At 32.9% G+C, this 21,966-nt stretch carries 20 protein-coding genes and 5 tRNA genes; 5 read left to right on the top strand and 20 right to left on the bottom strand.

The genetic code is table 11. The features are described from left to right. Positions 1-118 precede the first annotated feature (118 nt). The 4 genes from U472_RS01235 to U472_RS01220 all read right to left on the bottom strand — a co-directional run bounded on the left by U472_RS01235 (position 119) and on the right by U472_RS01220 (position 4,195). A complete protein-coding gene (locus tag U472_RS01235; protein WP_068714702.1) occupies positions 119-535 on the bottom strand; it encodes an RrF2 family transcriptional regulator in 417 nt (138 codons plus the stop codon). 126 nt (positions 536-661) lie between these two features. Then, positions 662-1,180: a hypothetical protein gene (locus U472_RS01230; protein WP_068714700.1), complete on the bottom strand. Its 519-nt coding sequence runs from the start codon at positions 1,178-1,180 to the stop codon at positions 662-664. 74 nt (positions 1,181-1,254) lie between these two features. Next, entirely contained in the window at positions 1,255-2,226 is a 972-nt protein-coding gene (locus U472_RS01225; protein WP_068714698.1) for a YbgA family protein, read from the bottom strand. A gap of 583 nt (positions 2,227-2,809) precedes the next feature. Beyond that, complete coding sequence (locus U472_RS01220) at positions 2,810-4,195, bottom strand: deoxyribodipyrimidine photo-lyase (RefSeq protein WP_068714696.1); 1,386 nt, start codon at positions 4,193-4,195, stop codon at positions 2,810-2,812. Positions 4,196-4,688: 493 nt separating this feature from the next. Between U472_RS01220 and U472_RS01215 the strand changes: the two genes are divergently transcribed. Beyond that, positions 4,689-5,012, top strand: a complete 324-nt coding sequence (locus U472_RS01215; protein WP_068714694.1) for a YbjQ family protein — start codon at positions 4,689-4,691, stop codon at positions 5,010-5,012. Positions 5,013-5,041: 29 nt separating this feature from the next. Here the strand turns inward: U472_RS01215 and U472_RS16660 are convergent, their stop codons facing one another. Continuing rightward, positions 5,042-5,650 carry a BsuPI-related putative proteinase inhibitor gene (locus U472_RS16660; protein ID WP_068714692.1) on the bottom strand — a complete coding sequence of 203 codons (609 nt, stop codon included), beginning with the start codon at positions 5,648-5,650 and terminating at the stop codon, positions 5,042-5,044. Positions 5,651-6,004: 354 nt separating this feature from the next. On the opposite strand from U472_RS16660, the gene U472_RS01205 reads away from it, so the two are divergent. Continuing rightward, complete coding sequence (locus tag U472_RS01205) at positions 6,005-7,924, top strand: methyl-accepting chemotaxis protein (protein WP_068714690.1); 1,920 nt, start codon at positions 6,005-6,007, stop codon at positions 7,922-7,924. Positions 7,925-8,121: 197 nt separating this feature from the next. Here U472_RS01205 and U472_RS01200 read toward each other — a convergent pair whose 3' ends face one another. From U472_RS01200 to U472_RS01175, 6 genes are all read right to left on the bottom strand, one after another. Then, positions 8,122-9,489, bottom strand: a complete 1,368-nt coding sequence (locus U472_RS01200; protein ID WP_068714688.1) for an alpha-amylase family glycosyl hydrolase — start codon at positions 9,487-9,489, stop codon at positions 8,122-8,124. 82 nt (positions 9,490-9,571) lie between these two features. Next, positions 9,572-10,138 carry a TetR/AcrR family transcriptional regulator gene (locus U472_RS01195; RefSeq protein ID WP_068714686.1) on the bottom strand — a complete coding sequence of 189 codons (567 nt, stop codon included), beginning with the start codon at positions 10,136-10,138 and terminating at the stop codon, positions 9,572-9,574. A 170-nt stretch (positions 10,139-10,308) separates the two neighbouring features. Then, positions 10,309-10,818 (bottom strand): ferritin, encoded by a 510-nt coding sequence (locus U472_RS01190; RefSeq protein WP_068714684.1) that lies wholly within the window; start codon positions 10,816-10,818, stop codon positions 10,309-10,311. Between the two features lie 91 nt (positions 10,819-10,909). Beyond that, positions 10,910-11,389: a 23S rRNA (pseudouridine(1915)-N(3))-methyltransferase RlmH gene (gene rlmH / locus U472_RS01185; protein WP_068714682.1), complete on the bottom strand. Its 480-nt coding sequence runs from the start codon at positions 11,387-11,389 to the stop codon at positions 10,910-10,912. A 53-nt stretch (positions 11,390-11,442) separates the two neighbouring features. After that, positions 11,443-12,630, bottom strand: a complete 1,188-nt coding sequence (locus tag U472_RS01180; RefSeq protein ID WP_068714680.1) for a S1C family serine protease — start codon at positions 12,628-12,630, stop codon at positions 11,443-11,445. Positions 12,631-12,655: 25 nt separating this feature from the next. After that, positions 12,656-13,450 (bottom strand): MBL fold metallo-hydrolase, encoded by a 795-nt coding sequence (locus U472_RS01175; RefSeq protein ID WP_068714678.1) that lies wholly within the window; start codon positions 13,448-13,450, stop codon positions 12,656-12,658. A 141-nt stretch (positions 13,451-13,591) separates the two neighbouring features. Between U472_RS01175 and U472_RS01170 the strand changes: the two genes are divergently transcribed. Then, on the top strand, positions 13,592-14,362 hold the full coding sequence (locus tag U472_RS01170) for a CheR family methyltransferase (protein WP_068714676.1): 771 nt from the start codon (positions 13,592-13,594) through the stop codon (positions 14,360-14,362). 37 nt (positions 14,363-14,399) lie between these two features. Here the strand turns inward: U472_RS01170 and U472_RS01165 are convergent, their stop codons facing one another. Together U472_RS01165 and U472_RS01160 are read right to left on the bottom strand one after the other, a co-directional pair. Continuing rightward, positions 14,400-16,106 (bottom strand): methyl-accepting chemotaxis protein, encoded by a 1,707-nt coding sequence (locus U472_RS01165; protein WP_068714674.1) that lies wholly within the window; start codon positions 16,104-16,106, stop codon positions 14,400-14,402. Positions 16,107-16,262: 156 nt separating this feature from the next. Then, positions 16,263-16,886 (bottom strand): redox-sensing transcriptional repressor Rex, encoded by a 624-nt coding sequence (locus U472_RS01160; protein ID WP_068714672.1) that lies wholly within the window; start codon positions 16,884-16,886, stop codon positions 16,263-16,265. A 163-nt stretch (positions 16,887-17,049) separates the two neighbouring features. On the opposite strand from U472_RS01160, the gene lgt reads away from it, so the two are divergent. Then, positions 17,050-17,838: a prolipoprotein diacylglyceryl transferase gene (lgt, locus tag U472_RS01155; protein ID WP_068714670.1), complete on the top strand. Its 789-nt coding sequence runs from the start codon at positions 17,050-17,052 to the stop codon at positions 17,836-17,838. Between the two features lie 469 nt (positions 17,839-18,307). Continuing rightward, positions 18,308-19,225 carry a P1 family peptidase gene (locus U472_RS01150; RefSeq protein WP_068714668.1) on the top strand — a complete coding sequence of 306 codons (918 nt, stop codon included), beginning with the start codon at positions 18,308-18,310 and terminating at the stop codon, positions 19,223-19,225. Here the strand turns inward: U472_RS01150 and U472_RS01145 are convergent. From U472_RS01145 to U472_RS01115, 7 genes are all read right to left on the bottom strand, one after another. Beyond that, a complete protein-coding gene (locus tag U472_RS01145; protein ID WP_068714666.1) occupies positions 19,222-19,824 on the bottom strand; it encodes a thymidine kinase in 603 nt (200 codons plus the stop codon). The two genes, U472_RS01150 and U472_RS01145, sit on opposite strands and share 4 nt — an antisense overlap. A 200-nt stretch (positions 19,825-20,024) precedes the next feature. Further along, positions 20,025-20,100 (bottom strand) — tRNA-Phe (locus tag U472_RS01140). 32 nt (positions 20,101-20,132) lie between these two features. After that, a tRNA-Asp gene (locus U472_RS01135) sits at positions 20,133-20,209 on the bottom strand. Positions 20,210-20,215: 6 nt separating this feature from the next. Continuing rightward, positions 20,216-20,291 (bottom strand) — tRNA-Val (locus tag U472_RS01130). A 163-nt stretch (positions 20,292-20,454) separates the two neighbouring features. Further along, positions 20,455-20,530 (bottom strand) — tRNA-Glu (locus tag U472_RS01125). Positions 20,531-20,674: 144 nt separating this feature from the next. Beyond that, positions 20,675-20,750 (bottom strand) — tRNA-Lys (locus U472_RS01120). A gap of 366 nt (positions 20,751-21,116) precedes the next feature. Next, on the bottom strand, positions 21,117-21,965 hold the full coding sequence (locus U472_RS01115; RefSeq protein WP_068714664.1) for a sugar ABC transporter permease: 849 nt from the start codon (positions 21,963-21,965) through the stop codon (positions 21,117-21,119). Between the last annotated feature and the right edge of the window lies 1 nt (position 21,966).

The raw sequence follows: 21,966 nt of genomic DNA, 5'->3' as shown, positions 1-21,966 counted from the left end.
AAATCCCCCTTATAACTACACTATTCTTGTATACTTTTAGTTAAAAAATAAATCTAAATTGTAAATATACCTTTTTGGTATACTTTTAATTAAAATATTTAGCCAATAGTTATAACTATTAGCTATTTAATAAGTCTGCAAAGGTATATTCTTCTAACTTATTAACAATTGTCTGCTGTACATCAAATAAAGCTTCATGAATTGTACATGTTCTACATGAATTACCATTTATCTTATTACACTCAGCAGGATCAATTAAACAACGATTTACCACAATTGGTCCATCTACTGCTTCTATTACATCCCTTAAGGTTATCTTTGCTGGGTCTATTCCTAAAGCATAGCCACCATTCTTACCTCGATAAGATTCAATAATCTTAGTTTGAGCCAACTCCCTAAAGATTTTTAAGAGAAATCTCTTGGGAACACTCTCCTCTTCACAGATAGTCTGTGCATCTACTATAGTTCCTTCTCCTTGCCTTGCCAAATATAATACAGCACGTAAAGCATAATCTGCTGCCTGACTTAATCTCATCTAATTACCTCATTTCTTAATCATAGAGCAACTTACTAACGATTAAATTATACCACTTAGGTATACTTATGTCAAGAATTGGATGAATTTATGAATGATTATCATTATCAGAGTTTCTATACTTAATTAATCTGCTACATCTATTACTTCAACTAATCGGGCTTCGTTAAAGACCTCCGTTGGTGCATAGCAGATTAGATAGTCTTTTATAGCTACTTTGGCATAGCCATCAGGGGCTCTTTTCCCAAAGATATCTTTAGCCATATCTTGATTATTAAAAACAAACCATGTTCTTCGTTCATCAAAATTTAATTTAGGAAGTCTATGTTCTGTTTCACTACTTACCTCAAAGGCAACTGAATCTCCTAGAAATTCATCATCTTCATAATTTATATATCTTCCATCAACTATTACTTCTCCTAAAAATTGAACCGTTGCTGAGTATCTATCACTATTTTGAATCTGATGTAGAGATAATGAATCTATCGTCATACCAACAATCTTGTCACCTAGTTTAACCTCTTGGGGATTAAAGATATTATCCTCTTGCTTATTGGCTAAATCTTGAGTCGAATTATTATTGTGGTAAATCACAAAGACCACACTTAATACAATAACAAGTAGAAAAATTAACTTCTTTACCATACTCTAACACCGCTCCTTAAAAATCTTTAAATATTATTATTATTTAATCTGTGATAAAGATGAATAATTATTCATTAATAGTCTCTTCCCTTCCCTGAGTCTTTAATCTCTATCAACTCTTCAGGATAAGGATGGAAGAAACTCTGCTCCTTTAAATATTTCTTATCATACTTAATAATCCAGGCTTCTAGAATATTATTAGGTACACTCAAAGGAACTTTATTATCACGGTATTTATCCAAGGTATCTAGAAAGAACCTCTTCTCTTCACTAGACAATTCTTTAGAAAAATAACCAAAGGCATGCATTAAAGCATTAATATTGGCTTTATAGGTAGTCATGCCTTTTAATAGTTTATGTAAATGTTCTTCATATTCCTTAATCACTTCATCCCAAGGAGAATTTTGATGGTTAGCCACAATCTTCCCTATCTCTCTCATTTCCACTTCCTTATAAGCAAAGAATAATAACTTGTTCTCTGCCTGAAACTGAACCAAATTACTCATAGACTTAGACTCTTTAACCTTACGAAAGCGTGCCAATAAGAATAACTTGGTAAGAAAATCCTCTCTAATTCTAAAGTTCTTCAACCTACCCTCATTCTCCACAACTGCATATGGAAATATTTCTTCAACTTTTTGAGCAAATAACCCATTAGACTTCTCTATTACCATCGAGCTTTTATCGATACTAGAATAGACCTTGGAATCCTTAGTCCCACAGGAGGGAGAACGGTCTTTTAAGATAAATCCATCTACCTGCTCTAATGAATCCAAAAACTCTGCACTAAATTGCTTCATCTTATCGGTTATATCCCTTTTAGTAGCTGGTTGGACTAATCTAATCTCATCATCCTCTTTTACAAGCCTAATCGTCTCTCTGGGAACACCTAATCCTACCTCTACTTCAGGGCAGACTGGAATAAACTCTACATAATCCTTGAGCTTCTTGACAAACTCATCACTTATCATCACACCATTATAGCGGCATTTATCAAACTCTAGACATTTACTAACGACTACAATTGGTTTCACAAATTGCATTATTTATACCTCCCTAAAATACAGTTATTATAACCTGTTGTGCTAATAAAAACATTAATACAATAGAATGGATATTGTTAACTTTTCTTGAAATGGAGAATGGAAAATGCAAAATTGAAAATTAAAAGATTTTAAAGGTTTTTAAACCGAAGGAAATTAGTCTTTGAACGAAGCAAATACTCTAAAAAAACAACAGGTTTAAGATAATCTTTGAATTAAGACTCTTAGTTTTCTTAATTTCAATGAATATTGATTGCGTAGTGAGTGGGCTCTGCCACGAAGAGTCTTGATCGGGTTTACCACGAAGGGTTCGCTTTTTAAACCCGTAGGTTAGACTCGTAGGTATATTTCTTCTTGATTGGGCTGGTCTTGCCACGGAAGTTTCCCTACAGGTTTTTACTAAAAACCTTCCGTAATAAATTTATGAACCTGTAGGTTTGGTTACTTTTTCGCCCTGAAGGCACTACGCCTGAAGAAGTACTCTGGGGTGAAACCTAATATTTTCTCTACTTTTTAAAAAGTAAAAGTATTTCAATATACCCATTAACCATCACTTTATACAATTAAATTCAGTCAGTACAATTAATTATGCTAATTTTACATCTACACCTTTAGCTTGGCACAATTTAGCGATTTTATCTACATATTTATCAATTTTAAACTTCCGCTTTAAGCCATTAGCATTCATATATCTGACCTTACCAAATATCTCCCGCTCAGTCCAAGCCCTATCATGCTTTCCAAAGCACCAAGCTATCCCTGCAAAAGCATTGGGGTCTCTACCATCAAGACTATACTTATTATTAAGATTAAGGGCTATCTGAAAGGCTTCTTCTGGACTTTCAGTCCATTCTAAGATTTTCTTACCCCAATACATCCTCATATACCCTTGCATCTTACCTGTCAAGACCATCTCCATCTGAGCTGCATTCCAATAGATATCATGGGTCAATCCTTGTTCAAACTCTTCTCTAGTATAAACATCTTCTCGCAAATCATTCTTATGCTCTGCTAAAGTCTGATAAGCCCAATCAGCTAAGATATCCTTCAAGGAAGCATCATAAGCTTGATTATAATAGACAAAGTTGATACTCAACTCTCTTCTCACTATCAATTCCTCTAAGAAGTCCTCTTTTCCTTTGCTACAAACATTATCTACTTCAAGGGCTATATAGAGTGGAGAAATCTGTCCAAAATGGAGATAAGGGCTCAAGTTAGAGGTATAATCTAAAGTAGGGTCATTTCGTAGTTTCCCATACTTGTCCAACTTATTCTCCATAAAATCTTCAAAATACTTGATTGCTTGAGAGGTACCTCCCTTGAACTTCTCTACCCTGCTAATACTATCATCAATATCTAAACTTTCAATAATCCTATCTATCTGACTGATATCCAAAGTCTCTAAGTCAAAATCTAAAGAAGAGATATCTATACTTCTTGCTTCTAAAGGAACTAAGTACTTATCTAACTGACGATGTATCTTCTTTCTGATAGTATAAGCAGCATACTCTTCTTTATCAGAGACCTCTTCTATAGGTACAACTACATTACTCTCTACTTCTATTAAAGGTACACTAATACTCTCTGCTACTATCTGTCGCCATCTTCTCTCTATTCTCAGATATCCTTTATCAACAATTACCATCGATGAATTTTTAGCTAGCTTCTGTACTCCTAGCTCTGGGCTCTCCTTTCTAATAATGAACTTAATCCCCCGTTGAGCCAAACTCTCTGCTACCTCCTCTAATCCTTCTAACATAAAATAATAATGGCGGAGATTGGCCTCAGGAAAATCATCAGTCAAACCAAACAAAACTACCAATGGCTGTTGAAGTTCATTAGCTTTATCTATGGCAAACTCTAAAGCATGATTATATTCAGTCCGTTGTGATGCTTGCATCCAATAAAGAATATATTCTCCATTTTTGATAGGATTATTATTCAAAGCTTTAATTCTACTCTGCTGAATCACCTTAGCTCCCTCCCAACTTACTTAAAATAATACTTGAATATCATCTTATATTTTAATCGATATCAATCAATAATAATTACTATTAATAGAATACGATAAAACTAGCCTAATACCTTTATTAAAAATTATAGTTATAATCTCTGCTATTAAACAATGATAAAGTAGAGAGATATTGTAACACTTTTACATCAGTGTATAATCGATAGTTTAAGTTCAAAACCTTAAGATATAAAGCTTTTAGTCTTTTAACTATTGGACCTATGTCAATATCTTGGACACAAAAAGTTGAACAAAAATTTAATAAAAATTATATTAATCCAGAATAACTGTTAAAACAATAATTTAGTCTGCTATATCCGGCAGACTGATCACCCATCCAAATCTTTAGATTTTAGATTATCTAGATAATAGTAGCTTGGATTAATAGCTCTATTTAGAGTTATACTAAATACGGAGTATATACAGATAACTTAACAATTTCTATACAGGGGAGATGATTAAAATTATTATTGTCAGTACTGATTATGTTGCTGGAAAAGAGGTAGAGAACACTATAGGATTAGTCAAAGGAAGTACCATTAAAGCTAGGCATATTGGAAGTGACATTGGAGCAGGGCTAAGAAACTTGGTAGGAGGAGAAGTCAAAGGGTATACCAAGATGATTGATGAAGCAAGGGATGAAGCCCTTGAAAGAATGAGAAGAGAAGCTGAAAATTTAGGAGCTGATGCTATCCTAAATGCCAGGTTTACTACTTCTCAAGTTATGGCAGGGGCATCGGAGATCTTAGCTTATGGGACTGCTGTTAAGTTGAAATAAGGGCAGAATTGATTTCTGCCCCACTACTCTTACTCTTCAATTCTAATAAAAACATCTAATCTATCATCACTAAGTTCTTTAGCTACATTCCAGCCTTGGATACGATATACTCCTTCATCAAGCCCTACATTGTCGTTATTATCTTGATTCCATATCTCCTTATAGACTAAAGACTGTCCAGGTTCTAAGGTTATTACCTTTGTAGCCTGAACGAAGCTTCTATTAGCTGACCAAGTCCAAATTCTCCTTCCACTATCATAAGCCACTAGCTCAATCCTTTGCCCTGAGCTATAGCTTAATTTAATAGGTGAATTAGTAATATTAGTCTTTACTAAAGTAACTCTAATATTTTCACCTGGATTATATATATCCTTATTAGTGAACATTACAATTAATAAACCATTAACGACAGTATAGTCAAAATTCTTAGTTCTTACTTCTACCCTTCTCCCTACATCTCTATCGATATCCCTGTCAAAATCCCTATCGACGCCTCTATCAGGTACTATTATTATTTGACCTACCTCTATCATGTCAGGATTTTCAATATCATTTAAATCTATCAAAGTCTGGACAGTAGTTCCAAAACGTTGGGCAATCTCATAAAGAGTATCTCCTGGTTTAACTCTATAACGCATAATTCTCCCCTCCTTTCTAATTATTAAAGATACTTAATCTATCTCTATCTATAATATTCTATAAAAAGGTTTGTAGTGATATGTTTTGTAAAATATTCTTTAAACCCAAAAATAAGGATTGAAATAATTAATTATTTTTATCTCTTTAAGGATATAATGTTAAATTTATATTAAATAAAAAAATGGTAAAAGGAATTTGTCTAATTTCATCTAATTTTATAACTATTAGATTAATAATTATAGTCTTTGTTAGTTTTCTTTGTAAAAACACAAATATATAGTTAATCAAAGATTTAATATTCAAAAATAACCTTATTTAATAAATTAAAAATATAAAAAGAAAGAGGGTAATTTATGAGATTAAATTCGCTGGCAGCAAAAATCATTACCGCTATGTTGATATCTGCAACTCTAATATTCTCAATTCAAATTTATTTAACTACAAATTCAGAATTGACTAGACTGACAAATAATGCTAAAGAGTACTTAATAGCCAAAACCAATCAAGAGGTTGAAAAGATTAATAGTGATTTCTTAAGAATAGATCAAGGAGCAAAAGGATTAGCCTCTCTTATAGCTGCAAATAAAGAGAATAATACTGATTTAAATCTAGAATATATAAGAAGTTTAATTAAGGATATAGATTTAGTTATTGGCTCTGGCTTTTGGATGGAACCTTATAAATATAGTAAGAATCAAAAATATTTTGGTCCCTATCTCTATAAGGATAATGATGACATCATACTAACTTGGGATTATAGTAATAGTGATTATGATTACTTTAATTATGACTGGTATAAAAATGGATTTAAGAGCAAAGACTCAACTTGGACTGAGCCTTACTATGATGAAGTTTCAGAAATAACCATGATGACATATACTACCCCTATTTATTCCAATAATGAGGTTATAGGGGTAACAACTCTAGATATAAGTTTAAAAGATATGATTAATTATATTAAAAATATTAAAGTCAGTGAAAATGGACAAGTCTATTTAATAAATGATATTGGTAACTTTATCGTTAGCCCTGACCATAGTGAGCACAGTATTAATATTAAAGATAAAGCTAAAAGTAAATTTAGTGGCTTTGCTTCTGAAATTTTATCCAAAGAGAATACCCAAATAATCAATAAACAACTAGCTGGTGAAGATTACTTTATTGCTTATTCATCTATTGGTAATACAGGTTTAAAACTTATATTAACCTTTCCTTTAAAGGATTTAGGCATTAAGGAGAAAGTTATCTTTTCATTAATAACTTCAATTTTTAGTTTAATCCTATTTATGATAATCCTATATTATTTGTTAAAATATCTTGTTATAAACCCAATAACTATTACCAGTCAGTTCAGTCAATTTGTTTCCCAAGGGGATTTTACTAAAGATATTCCTAGTAAATATACCAAAAGAGCTGATGAAATAGGTAAATTAGCAATTAGCTTTGATACAATGTCCAATAATTTAAGAGATATGATAAGAAAACTGATGAATATCTCTGAACAGATGGCTAGTTCAAGTCAAGAATTATCAGCTTCTGCTGAAGAAGGAACTACATCTATTGAAGGTACTAATGAATTAATAGAAAATATTACTGCTACCATAGAACAAATATCTGCAAGTGCAGAACGAGTAGCTAACTTTGCTCAAGAATCAAATTTAAAGACAGAAATAGGTACTATTAACATTCAGGATACCTTAGCAACTATGACTGATATTAGTAAAACTGTTGCAAGAGCAGTAACTGTTGTTAATACTTTGAATAATACCTCTCAAAAGATTGAGCAAATTATAGAAATGATTACTAATATTGCAGATCAAACTAACTTACTAGCTCTCAATGCTGCCATTGAAGCTGCTAGAGCTGGAGAAGCTGGTAAAGGTTTTGCAGTAGTTGCAGATGAGATAAGAGACTTGGCCGAGGAGACAAATAAAGCTACAGAAGAGATTAAAAAATTAATCTCTGAAACCAAAGATAAGACTACTTTAGGGATAGAGGTAATTAATGAGGTAGCGAATATAACCAAGCATGGTGAAGATGTGGTATCAAAAACTGGAGAGGTCTTTGCAGAGATTAGCTCTGCTAGTGAAGAGACATCTATTCAAATTGAAGAAACAGCTAAAGCTACCCATGAATTGGCTCAAAATAGTAGTCAAATCACTGAATCTACCAATGAGATTAAAAATATGTCAGATGAAATAGCCTATTCAGCTCAAGAATTATCTAATATGTCTATAGAGTTAAGTAATTTAATAGATAAATTTAAAGTATAAATAATTAAAAACACACTTCTTAAATAAGAGTACTCTTCTAGATAGATGAGTACTCTTGTAATTACTATTGAATCTTCTCTACTTTCATAATTAAACCCCAAGNAGTAATTTAATAGATAAATTTAAAGTATAAATAATTAAAAACACACTTCTTAAATAAGAGTACTCTTCTAGATAGATGAGTACTCTTGTAATTACTATTGAATCTTCTCTACTTTCATAATTAAACCCCAAGATGCTGGAACTTCTTTAATCTTAATTACCCCATTATTAATTCTAAAAGTTTTAGCTTCTAATAAATCTCTTAACTGATATCCCTCTTCTATATCAAACTCTAACTCAATATCAATAGGCTTATCCGAAGAATTTACTACTGTTAACACCTTCTCTCCCTGATACTCTCTTAAGAAAGCAAATTGCTGATGATCAACAAAGATTTGTTGATAACTTCCATAGCATAATGCTTTAGAACTTTTTCTTAACTCTGCTAAAGAAGCAATTAGTCTTAGTAAATCTCTATTTGGGCTCTTCTTAGCTACTTCATTAATATCTAACTCAGGTCGAAGTGGTCCATCATCTCCATTAACCTTCTTCCCCTCTATTCCCCATTCACTACCATAATAAATAGATGGTACACCAGGCATAGTAAATAAGAGAATATGTAATGGGTACAAATGGGCAGGATTATCAAGGGTACTTGCTATTCTCTTGACATCATGATTATCTGCAAAGCTATATAATGGTAGGTGCTTATATATTCCCCCTTCTCCAAATTGACGATTTAAAGAATAGGCAATCTCAAAATAATTCTTATCATTATGGCTTGAATATAATCCTTTATAACACTCATAGTTAGTTACAGAATCCATCATAGCAGCCCCAGCCCATTTCCTATAATCACCATGTATTACCTCACCTAACATCCAAAAATCAGGTCTTAAACCTCTACAAAATTCCCCCAATTCAACGATAAATTCAACCTCCAAACAGTCAGCAGCATCCAATCTTAACCCAGCAATATCAAATTGCTCAATCCATTCTTTAACTGCATTAAAGAGATAATCTTTTACTTCAGGATTCTTAAGGTTTAATTTAACTAGGTTATAATGACCTTCCCAGGCTTCATAGGTAAATGGGTCACCATAAGGGCTTTGGTATTCAAAGTTCAAACCAGAAAACCAGTCACAATACTTTGAATTCTGCCCCTGCTCTAATAGATCTTGAAATGCCCAAAAATCTCTACCCACATGATTAAATACACCATCTAAAATTACTCTAATTCCATTACCTTTCAAATGTGATACTAACCTAGCCAAGCTCTGATTATCTCCTAATCTGCGATCAACCTGATAATAGTCCTTCGTATCATAACCATGGCTAGTCGATTCAAATACAGGACCTAAATACATTGCATTTACACCCATATCTTTAAGATGTTCTACCCAATCATATATTCTATCCAATCTATAATTAATAGGTGCTGAAAAATCATTCTCCAAAGGAGCACCACAAAGACCTAATGGATATATATGATAAAAAACAGATTGACAAGCCCAACTTTTCATAACTAATTCCCCCTTATAAATTTTTAATTTATTTAAAATCCGCTGCTATACCGATCGGTATATTCGAGGTAAAAAATAACCATTAAGAATAGATTCCATGCATAAATTGGTGAACTGCTTGATATAATAATTCATCATTTAACTCTCTATCGCCTCGCAAGGATAAAGTTATGTATGTATTAATCATTCCTAATAATGTAGCTGCATAGGCTTTATGCCTGCCTTTCATATTACCATGATCCTCTGCAGCTTGAATAAAAAGTTCTTCCACCATATTATGTTGCTCTTTGATAAATTTTGAGACAGCCTTATTAGATTCACTATCTATTGGTGCAAGTGCCATTGCTAATTGCATCCTATAAAAAGTTTTATTATTTTTGGCAAAATTAAAATAAGTAGATACTAATTTATTCAATGTAAAAGGTAAATCATGATTGTATATCGTTGCTTCTTTAACCAAGTTATTCATTTTAGAAAAATTTTCTACTAATAACTCTTCTAGTAATCCCTTCTTATTTCCAAAATAGTGATAAAGAGTTGGTTTAGTAACACCTGCTTCTTCAGCTAACTCTTTTACACCTACTCCGTCATAACCCCGAGAAGCAAAGAGGTTTACTGCAACCTCCATAATCTTAGCACGATTATTCATCTAAGCTATCATCTCCTATAGTATTATTTACTATTGAGTTTATTATACCGTTCAGTATAGAAAGTGTCAAGAGAATTATTAGATTAAGTTTAAGTAATCTTATTATCAACTTAAACTTAAAAAATAAAAAAAACTCCCAACTAAGGGAGCTCCTATATATGTACTAGCTATTACTCTCCAGCAGGTGGAGTAAAGGTTCTTTGGGCTAACTCGCTATCTAACATATAGATTCCATTTCCATTCTCACCAATTCGCTCTACCTTCTTCAATAATCCATCCATCATTGCTTCCTCTTCAACCTGCTCATCAACAAACCATTGTAACATACTAATTGCTGGATAACAACTCTCTTCTTGGGCAATATCCATCAATTTATAGATTCGCTTAGTAACACCTTGTTCATGGTGTAAAGCATACTTAATTGCATCAGCAATAGAGTCAAATTCATTTCTAGGCTCTCCTAATGCTTTCATAATTAACCTTTCACCCATCTCATCAATAAAGTTTGAGAACTTCTGGGCATGAAAACGCTCTTCTTCTGCTTGAATTTCAAAGAAATGGGCAAATCCTTCTAAATCCTCTGACTTAAAATAAGCTGCTATAGCTAAATAATAATGAGCTGATTCATACTCATATCTTACCTGTTCATTCAATTCTTCTAATAATTTCTCTGCTAACATTGATCTAACCTCCTAAAATTATATGTAGTTACTTACTAGTAATTATTCTCTATAAAGGTCAATTATCCTTTAAGGTATCTTTATTAAATCATTATAAATGATAAGGCTCATTCTTCATAATCTTAAAAGCACGATAGACCTGCTCTAAAAGAATCAATCTAGCCATCTGATGGGTAAAGGTCATATGGGAGAAGCTTAAGATATAGTCTGCACTCTTTCTCACATTTTCATGTAACCCCAATGCCCCACCGATAATAAATTCAATACTGCTATAGCCTTGTACCTGTAAATTATTAATAGACTTAGCAAGTCCTTCAGAACTCATAGGTTTACCTTGAGGGTCTAAGGCAATTGTATAAGATCGATTATCTATCTTCTCTATAATTTTATCACCTTCTGCTTCCTTAATCTGATTCATTTCAGAAGAGCTTAAATTTCCAGATATCTTCTCATCCTTGATCTCAATTACCTCTAAAGAGGTATGCCTCTGTAGCCTTTTAACAAATTCATCAATCCCCTGATTAATGTAACTCTCTTTAATCTTTCCAACAGCAATCACTCTAACTTTCATCTTAATCATCCTTTCAAATTAAAAGACTAGCTATAAGCTAGCCCTTTAAAACTCTATTCTATTGGTCTCTCCTTAAGCTTTAATTCAAGAGTAAGAGACTTATTTCCTCTGTGAACTAATAATTTAATTTTATCATTAATCTGGTAATTTTTCAAAATATCTTTCAAGCTATCCATACTATCAACCTCTTGACCTGCTACCTCAGTAATTATATCCCCCTGCTCTAATCCACTATCTTCTGCAGGGCTACCTTCTATAACTTTAACCACATAAATTCCAGAATCTTTGGCAAAACCATATTCTTTAGCACTCTCAGGGCTGATGTCCATCCCATAAATTCCAATCCAAGGTCTGATAATTCTACCATCTTTAATTAACTGCTTGGCTATCTCCTTGGCTATATTAATTGGAATAGCAAATCCTAAACCTTGGGCTTGTTGGATAATAGCAGTATTAATACCAATTACTCTTCCTACTCCATCTAGCAAAGCTCCACCACTATTACCTGGATTAATTGCAGCATCGGTTTGAATCATATTGGTCAATTCTACCCCTTCTTGAATAGGCAAATCTCTATTTAAAGCACTGATTACACCAGTAGTAACGGTATTAGAGAATCCATAAGGGTTACCAATTGCAATAGCCAATTGTCCTACCTCTAATTTCGCTGAATCACCAAACTCTAAAATTGGTAAATCATAATCTTCTACATCAATCTTTACCACTGCTAAATCTGTAATTGGATCACGTCCAACTACCTTTCCTAAGTAGTCTATATCATCTTTAGGAAAAATTACCCTAATCTGATTAGCCCCCTCAACTACATGGTTATTTGTAATAATATAACCTTCCTTATTTAAAATAACTCCAGAGCCTTCTCCTTCTACCTCTTGCTCAGTTCTGCGAGCAAAAAAATCATAGACTACTCTTTCTCTAACAGTCTTAATCTTAACAATACCAGGACCTACTTCCTTTACTACATCTACAACACTTAACTTCTTATCATCTACTTTAGTAACCTGTTGACTAGCAACTTCCTGCTCCAAATTATCTTCTGCATTAGAGCTTGTCCCCTCTAATAAATTCTCGTTAACCTTCTCAGGTTGAGAATTAAGAGCTATCTGTTGTGAGAAAAAATACAATAACCCTGCACCTAATAAAAAAGAGATTACTGCTATAATAAAATAAGATTTAAATGTTGACTTAAATTCATAATGATCCCCCTTAGAAAAAAGATCCATCTTGTCCACCTCACCTTTATTATTTTTAACCAATCTGATACAGAGGACTAACTTTATCTTGTAAAGCAAACTCTAATTTTATATCCTTATCTAAACTAATTCCTGCATCAACAAGCATATTCTTGATAGTCAAAAAAGCCAATTCCGGTACATTATTATCTTTGCTAAGATGAGCTAATAATATACGGGAGACAGAATTTTTAGCTAGCTCTACTACAGCAGCTCCAGCATCATCATTTGATAAGTGACCTTGTGTTCCCATGATTCGTTTCTTTAGTGCCCAGGGATAGGGTCCTATTTTTAACATTTCTAAATCATGATTTGATTCTAATATTACTAGGTCAGAATCATTAATCTCTGATCTTACCTCATCAGTAACCTCTCCCATATCAGTGGCAATTGCTACTTTAGTCTGCTTAAAACTGATTGTATAACCCACAGGTTCCCTAGCATCATGGGAGATACTAAAAGGCTTAACCAAACAATCACCAATACTAAAAGCATCAGTTTCAATAACAATCATATTCTTATCATCTATATTTCCAAGTTTAGAAGCAGCTGCCTCCCAAGTACCTTTAGTAGCATAAATAGGAAGATTACACCTTCTAGATAATACTCCAGCCCCTTGAATATGATCACTGTGTTCATGGGTTAATAAAATAGCATCTAAATCATCAACCCTCAAATTTACCTCTTTTAATTTATTATTAATCTGTTTTCCACTCAATCCAGCATCTACTAGTATCTTCTTATCCTTAGTTCCAACATAAATAGAATTTCCTGAACTTCCACTGGCTAAGGTACATACTTCTAAACTGATTTAAATCATCTCCTTAAAATTAAAATAAATTCAATTATTTCTTTATAAAAAAAGGATTTACTCCATTAAAAATGAATTAATCTAATAATATCATATATTTGCTTTAATACTATTATATAAGTAAATACAAGGAGGTTAGTAATGGATTTTCTCGAATTTCAAAGTAAAGTATCCAATAAAATAAATGTTGATCTTAGCAGTTATAAAAGAAATAGAGTCGAGCGTAGAATTAATAATCTAATGAAAAAACATAATCTTAGTGATTATAGAAGCTGTTTAGATAAATTAAATAACAGCCGTAATTTTCAGGAAGAATTTCTAGAGCATATGACAATCAATACCTCAGAATTCTATCGCAATCCAAAGAATTACGAATATCTACAAAACAAGATCTTCCCAGAATTATTTGCTAATAAGAATAAAGTTAAAATTTGGAGTGCTGCTTCTTCTAATGGATGCGAGGCTTATACCTTAGCTATCATTCTTAATGAATTGGGGATTGATCCTAACAAATATCAAATCAAGGCTACAGATATTGATCCTACTATATTACAAGAAGCTCGAGCAGGAAAGTATAAAGAAAACTCACTTAAAAAAGTACCAGATAAAGTCCTTAACAAATATTTTACTAAAAAAGATGACTATTATCAACTAGATCGTAAGATTATGAGTAGGGTACAATTTGGCAGATTAGATTTATTAAAGGATAAATATGATAATAATTTAGATCTTATTCTATGTAGAAATGTCTTTATTTACTTTACAAAAGAAGTAAAAGACCAATTAACTATTAAGTTAAGCAATTCTTTAGTTAATGGTGGTATTTTATTCTTAGGTAATACAGAGTACCTACTTAAACCTGAAGAATTTAACTTAAACAAAATATACAACTCTTTTTACAGAAGAAAATAAAAGATGGCGAGTTAACTCGCCATCTTTTATTTATCTATCAAACCTTAAATTGAGAAATCAACTCCTCTAACTTTTCTGACTTACTATCTAACTCCATAGATATATTAGATATTGAACGAGAAATATCTTCTAAATCATAAACTACCTTTACTACCTCTCCAGCAGTAGCTGCTAAATCTTGAGTTGCAGCATTACTTTGTTCCATTTGTAATGCTGTCTCATTAGTAGCCTCTTTAATTCCTTCAAAGGCTTTACCAGCTCTATTAATGACTACTTCTCCACTTTCTACTTCTTTAGTACCCTTTTGAATCACTTCCACAGCTTTGTCTGATTCATCCTGAGTTTCTTTAATCAGACCGTATATCTTATCAGCAGCCTTAGAAGACTGGCTTGCTAAATCTCTTATCTCATCTGCAACTACTGCAAAACCTCTACCTGCTTCTCCTGCTCTAGCAGCTTCAATAGCTGCATTTAAAGCTAATAAATTGGTCTGTTCAGAGATTACAGTGATTAATTGAACAATCTCTCCAATCTGTAGAGATTTCTTATCCAAGTTACTGATTACCTCAACTGACTCTTGAACAGTCTTCTTAATATTTATCATCTGTTCTATAACCAATTTAATCGCTTTATTACCTTCAACAACGATATTTTTGGTCTCTTCAGCCATAGATGCTACCTCTTCACTATTAGTAGATACCTCTTCAGTAGATGCAGAAATTCTATTTACTTGATCCAAGGTAGAATCAACATCATGAGTAAAGTTTTCCAAATTAACAGATAAATCTCTACTAGATGAGTTAAGACTATTAATAACACTCTTAACCTCATTAATCATTGTAGCCTGCTTTTTCGCCATCAGGTTAAAACTAGTAGCTAACTCACCTAATTCATCTTTTCTTTTAATATCAAGAGAGGTAGTAAAGTCACCTTCAGCCATTCTCTTCATACCCGCAGTAGCACTCTTAATTGGATTAGATATATTTTTAGAAATTTTAATAGCAATTAAAGTAACCAATATTGTGAAAACGATTCCAAAGAGAATAATCATATTTCTAACTTTACGTGCAGTAGCAATAATAGCATCCTCTTTAGCCTCTACAACCAGTGTCCAATTATAAGAACCTATTTTAGCATAAGCACCCATGTACTTAATATCTTCCTCTTCTCTATTGAAATAGCCATCAGCAGAAATCCTAGCCATAATAGGTCGATTACTATCCTCATTATGAATACTATTATTTTCTTTAGCTGTAGCAATATTATTCTTAAAAAAATCAGCTTCTCCATAATTATTTATTTTATTTTCGCCGTTACTATGATATAAAACTCTTCCTTCTGTATCGATAAGATATATATTACCCGTTAAATTTAAAGATTGGAAGACCTCTAAATAACTATTCTGAATTTCGGTTTGAATATCAGTCATGGTCATAAAGAAGACCATATCTGGTGTCAAGCTATCTACCCTTATATTACTAGTAGTAAGCTTATCTTCTATTGTCTTATGCACCCTTGAAGCCACAGAACGAGAAATCATCATCAATTGCTTCTTAGAAGTTTCTAACAATGAATCTCTAAAATAAAAATAAGAAAAACTACCTACAGCCAAAGTAACCCCAAGAGTAATAGCCAATAAGATTCCTAAAATTCTATTAAAAATACTACCAAATCTAAGTTTATTAACTACTTTAACCTTCTTAAATTCCCCTTTATTACCAGCGCCTACCTCTTTGTCCGGCATTAAACCAACCCCTTTATGTTAAAGTATTATACTGTTATTATAAACTTATAGTAGTTATACAAATTCTTTTCTTCTTTTATTAAATAATTCCACATTTCTCTTTATAATCCTTCTTCCTACATAGTTATTTTTCAGCCTATCAAATTAATAAGTTTATTAATTTGATAGATAATAAGATAAGCTAATTAAGCCTATAGATAAATCCTCATCACGTACTTTTATATCCTCTGCTACTCTTAAATGTATAGGTGCAAAATTCCAAATTGCTTTTACTCCAGCATCTATCAATTCATCTGCCACCTGTTGAGCCACTTCTGATGGAACAGCAATAATACCTATTTTAATATCATTATCTGTTATTACTGTACTTAATTGCCTCATAGAATAAACTTGTGCACTACCTAAGTTATTCTTTACTTTTTCAGGATCAATATCCAAAACATAACTTATATCTAGTCCCAATTTCTTAAATCCACCATAGTTTACTAGCGCTTGACCTAAATTACCTGCTCCAACAAGAACAATTCTCCAGTCATTATCTAACCCCAATATTTTTTCTAAATTTTTCATTAAATCCATTACTTCATAGCCAACACCCCTTCGCCCAAATTCACCATAATAAGATAAATCCTTTCTAACTTGAGTTGAAGGAATGCCCAATCCATCACCTAATTCTTTAGAGGAGATAACCTCTACCCCTTGGCTGTCCATCTTCTGTAAATAACGATAATAAAGCGGTAACCTCTCAACAGTTGTAGTAGGTGTCGTTATATTCTTCATTTTATAATCCACTCTCCTTTTTCAAATGTTAAATAGTACAATTCAAATTTTAATTGTATACTAATAGTCTAGTTACAAATTAGTATATCTAATAACTTGACTAAGCTTTAATTTTATTATAATCTTAAAGTTAAGTATGGTCAAATTAAAGGGGGAAATAATAATGAATTCTAGCTATCTTAATCCAGTCGCTTTTAGACTAGGTCCTTTAGAAGTTCATTGGTATGGAATCATTATGGCATCTGCCGTATTGATAGGTTTGATTATAGCTAGCAATGAAGCTAAAAGAAAAAATATAAATCCTGATTTGATTTTAGATTTGGTAATTTGGGCTATTCCCTTTGCAATTATCGGAGCTCGTCTTTATTATGTTATCTTTGAATGGGATTATTATAGATATCATCCTTCTCAAATAATTAAAATCTGGCAAGGTGGTATAGCTATACATGGTGCTTTAATTGGATCTGTTATTGCTGCAATAATATTTACTAAAAAACATAAAATAACTTTTTGGAAAGTAGCAGATATCACTGCTTCTAGTTTAATCTTAGGACAAGCAATTGGAAGATGGGGCAATTTTATGAATCAAGAAGCTCATGGAGGTTCTGTGAGTAGATCATTTCTAGAGTCATTACATCTACCAAAATGGATCATAGAGCAGATGAATATTAATGGTACTTATTATCACCCTACTTTCTTATATGAGTCCATCTGGAATTTAATTATCTTCTCATTCTTATTCTTCTTTTGGAAGAGACAAGACTTCTTAAAGGATGGCGAAGTCTTCTTAACTTATATTAGTCTATATTCAATTGGAAGATTCTTTATTGAAGGAATGAGAACTGATAGCTTAATGTTTGGTTCTTTAAGGATGGCACAATTTATTAGCATTTTAATTATTTTAGGTTCTGTTGCTATTAGTTATTATAGACGGGTTTTAAAGAAAAGTTAGATTTTTGCTGTTTTGAATTTAGGGTGACACCCTAAATTCTTTTTTATATAATATCATTTTAGGTATATACTGCGACACATTTATTATTTTAAAAATTAAACAAACCTTTAATCAATTTAATCAAAAAGCTGATAAGCTTTTTCGTGTTACTTTTGTACCCAAAGGCATCATTTAGGAAGAAATAACTCTTCCTTCAAAGCCCATTGCCGCAAAAGTAACCAAACCTACGAGTCTATAGAGCAAAACTCTTCGTGGTAGAGCCCACTTACTATGCAATCATATTTATTTAAGTTAATAAAACTTAGAATTCTAATTCAAGGATTATAGTATTATTAGATTCTTTGATAATACTTACCTCGCTCAAACAATAATTCTTTTGGCTTTTAATCACTTCAATTATTAACTGAAAAAGTCTCGCAATATCGTTATATTGTATTATAAAATAATAAAAATTACAAAGGAGGTTATCATGAAAGATTATATTACCGATGTCCCTGAAATTAAGGTCGGGCATCAAGATGATAAGGAAGGAATGACAGGATGTACAGTTATCCTAGCTGCTGAAGGTGCTGTAGCTGGAGTAGATGTCCGTGGTTCAGCCCCAGGAACCCGTGAGACCGATTTATTATCACCTATCAATATGATAGAGAAGGTAAATGCTGTTTTACTTTCAGGAGGCAGTGCCTTTGGTTTAGCTGCTGCTGATGGGGTTATGGCAGCTTTAGAAGAGAATAATATAGGTTTTGATGTAGGAGTTACCAAAGTACCTATAGTCCCTGCTGCTGTCCTTTTTGATTTAACTGTAGGTAATCATAAAATTCGCCCTGATTATAAGATGGGCTATAGGGCTGTTAAAGCCGCTTCTACTGAAGAGAATCGTTTAGGTAAGGTTGGGGTAGGGATGGGTTGTACTGTGGGCAAATTACTAGGTCCTAAACATGCTACACCAAGCGGACTAGGAAGTGCTAGTATCAAACTTAAAGATGATATATACATAGGTGCCCTTGTAGCTGTAAATGCCTTTGGAGATATATTTGATCATGAAGGAAGAATTATAGCAGGATGTAAAGGTAAAGGTGGCAGGTTTGTAAATACATATGAAGCCATGAAAGGACATAAAGTAAGAGGACTTGGTCAAAATACTACCATTGGAGTTATTGCAACCAATGCTAAGCTAAGTAAGACAGAGGCTACAAAAATAGCCCAAGTAGCTCATAATGGTTATGCAAAGCATATTAATCCCGTCCATACTATGTTGGATGGAGATACTATCTTTGCTATGAGCACTGGGCATAAAAGTATCGAGATTAATTTATTGGCTACTGCTGCTAGTGAAGTAATGGGAAGAGCAATTGTAAAGGCAGTTCAAGCTGTCAACCTGGATTAATCCTTCTTTAATTCATGGCAAGCACGACAACGGGGCTCATACTTCTCATCAGCACCTACTACCACTATTGGGTCATCAATACTTGCTGGCTTGCCATCAATCAATCTCTGGTTTCTAGTAGCTGGATTAGAGCATTTAACACATACAGCATGTAATTTACTAACATACTCTGCCCTAGCCATCAATTCTGGTATAGGTCCAAAACCCCTCCCAGCAAAATCAGTGTCTAATCCAGCTATGATTACCCGATAGCCTTCTTCTGCTAATTCATCGGCTAATAGTATGATCTCATCAGAGAAAAACTGCCCTTCATCAATAGCTACCACATCTATCTCTTTTTGCTGACTCTCTTCTTTGATTATTCTTCTAATCTGTTTAACATTATCAACAATCTGAGCCTTGATTGTAATACCATTATGTGTTGCTACTGCCGTATCACTATATCTATTATCTATACTGGGCTTAAATACCAGTACTTCCTGTTTAGCAATCACAGCCCTCTCTATTCTTCTGATCAATTCACTGCTCTTACCTGAAAACATAACTCCTGTCACTACTTCTACCCATCCAGTATTGACACATCCATAGTACCCATGCATCTGAATATCCTCCCCTTGATAATTAGAGTTATTAAAACATTCTTATCCTTAATCTATTAAGAAAATAATTCTTGAAAAAACTAAAAACTACTAAAAATTATATATTAAAATTAAAAAAAGTTACTCTTTTACCGAGCAACTTAAATATCGAATTTATCTCTGTTATAATTATATGTAATTTTAATTTAAATAATCTAAAATGGTGGCAAAACCCGGACTTGAACCGGGGACACGAGGATTTTCAATCCTCTGCTCTACCAACTGAGCTATTTCGCCAAAATTATAAATTAATTTATCAAAAAATAAAATGGCGAGGATGACGAGACTCGAACTCGCGACCTCCGGCGTGACAGGCCGGCGTGGTAACCAACTCCACCACATCCCCAGATTTTGGTGGGCGAAACAGGACTTGAACCTGTGACCCCCTGCTTGTAAGGCAGGTGCTCTCCCAACTGAGCTATTCGCCCAAAGTTATAGTTGATAATCTACAGTATACAAGTTTGCAGTTAAAAGTCAAAATCTTAAATCTTTTGAACTTAACTGTTCACTGTTAATTGTAAACTATTAACTATTTTTAATGGTATCCCTTCAGGTTTTATATAAAACCTTTCGTGGTAATCTTAATTTTAGTGGTACCCCCAAGGGGATTCGAACCCCTGTCGCTGGGATGAAAACCCAGTATCCTAGGCCACTAGACGATGGGGGCATAGGATAATTTTTTTAAATGGTGCACCGCCCTAGATGGACAAGTACCGAAAACTTCATTTCGCTTTAAAATCAGAAGTTTTTGGTGTGACGGGCTCGATGCCCTAATACCAAAATTTTCATTGCCTTCTTTAATAAAAAATTTTGGTGAGCCATGGAGGATTTGAACCTCCGACACCCTGATTAAAAGTCAGGTGCTCTACCGACTGAGCTAATGGCCCTCACTCACATTTATAAATAATATATCAAATCCAATAGCTTGTCAACACTTTTTTATAAAATATTTATTTTATACTTTAATCGATACATTTATACATAATTTTAACTTACTTTCACATCTCAATACTAGTGGAAGAAGCATACACTAAAATGATATTACGACACTTTATTAACTAGTGACAAGTGACGAGTAACCAGTAAAGAACTTAACTTGTCACCTGTTACTCGTCACTCGTTACTGTCTGAATATATCCATAAAGAGATACTATTTATATTGAAATTTAATTAGCATAATGGGCTAATTTTATGATTAAGAGAATAAAAAAACCTCTGCATTATACAGAGGCTTTTATTAGCAAATTATAATCTTAACCTTTAGTAGCACCAGCAGAAAGTCCATGTACATAATATCTTTGCATAGATAAGAATACAATCATGATTGGAACAGCTGCTAATACAGCCCCTGCAGAGAATAATGTCCAATCATTATTAAACTGGCTATTAATCATATTATATAGCCCCACTGCTAAAGTCTGCTTCTCTGGGCTTCTTAAAACAAGTGCAGCCATAACAAAGTCATTAAATGGGTTAATAAAGTTCATCATAGCTACAACTGCTAACATCGGCTTAGCTAATGGTAGCATAATCTGCCAGAAGATTCTAAAACGACTAGCCCCATCAATTTTAGCAGCTTCTACTAAACTAGATGGAATAGTATCAAAATAACCTTTAATCATCCAAGTAGAGAATGGAACTGCCGCACCCAAATAAACCAATAGTAATCCAAAATGAGTATCTAATAATCCAAACATATTTAATAATACATAGATAGCTACCATAGACATAATCCCAGGGAACATTTGAATAACCAAGAATGTCATTAATCCATATTTTCTTCCCCAGAATCTGGTCTTAGAGAAAACGTATGCAGTAAGTGATGTTAATAATACCGCAAAGAAAGAATTCAATGCACCAATTTTGATACTATTTATATACCATTTGACATAATTATACTCTTCACTAGTCAATAAGTCTTTAAAGTTCTTAAGACTTGCATTTTCAGGAATTAAGCTTGAACTATACAAACTATTTCCAGGGTTTAAAGCAGAACCTATAATCCAAATAGCTGGATATAGTGCCGCTATAATCGCAATAATAATTATCGTGTAACAAAAAATTAAACCAAGCCTACTTCGTTGTTCTTGTCCTAAACTCATT

Origin of the sequence: Orenia metallireducens (genome assembly GCF_001693735.1) — a bacterium.
Classification (GTDB): Bacteria; Bacillota; Halanaerobiia; order Halobacteroidales; family Halobacteroidaceae; genus Orenia; species Orenia metallireducens.
The sequence above is the reverse complement of the archived record's forward strand: the minus strand, read 5'-3'. Positions and strand labels throughout refer to the sequence as shown.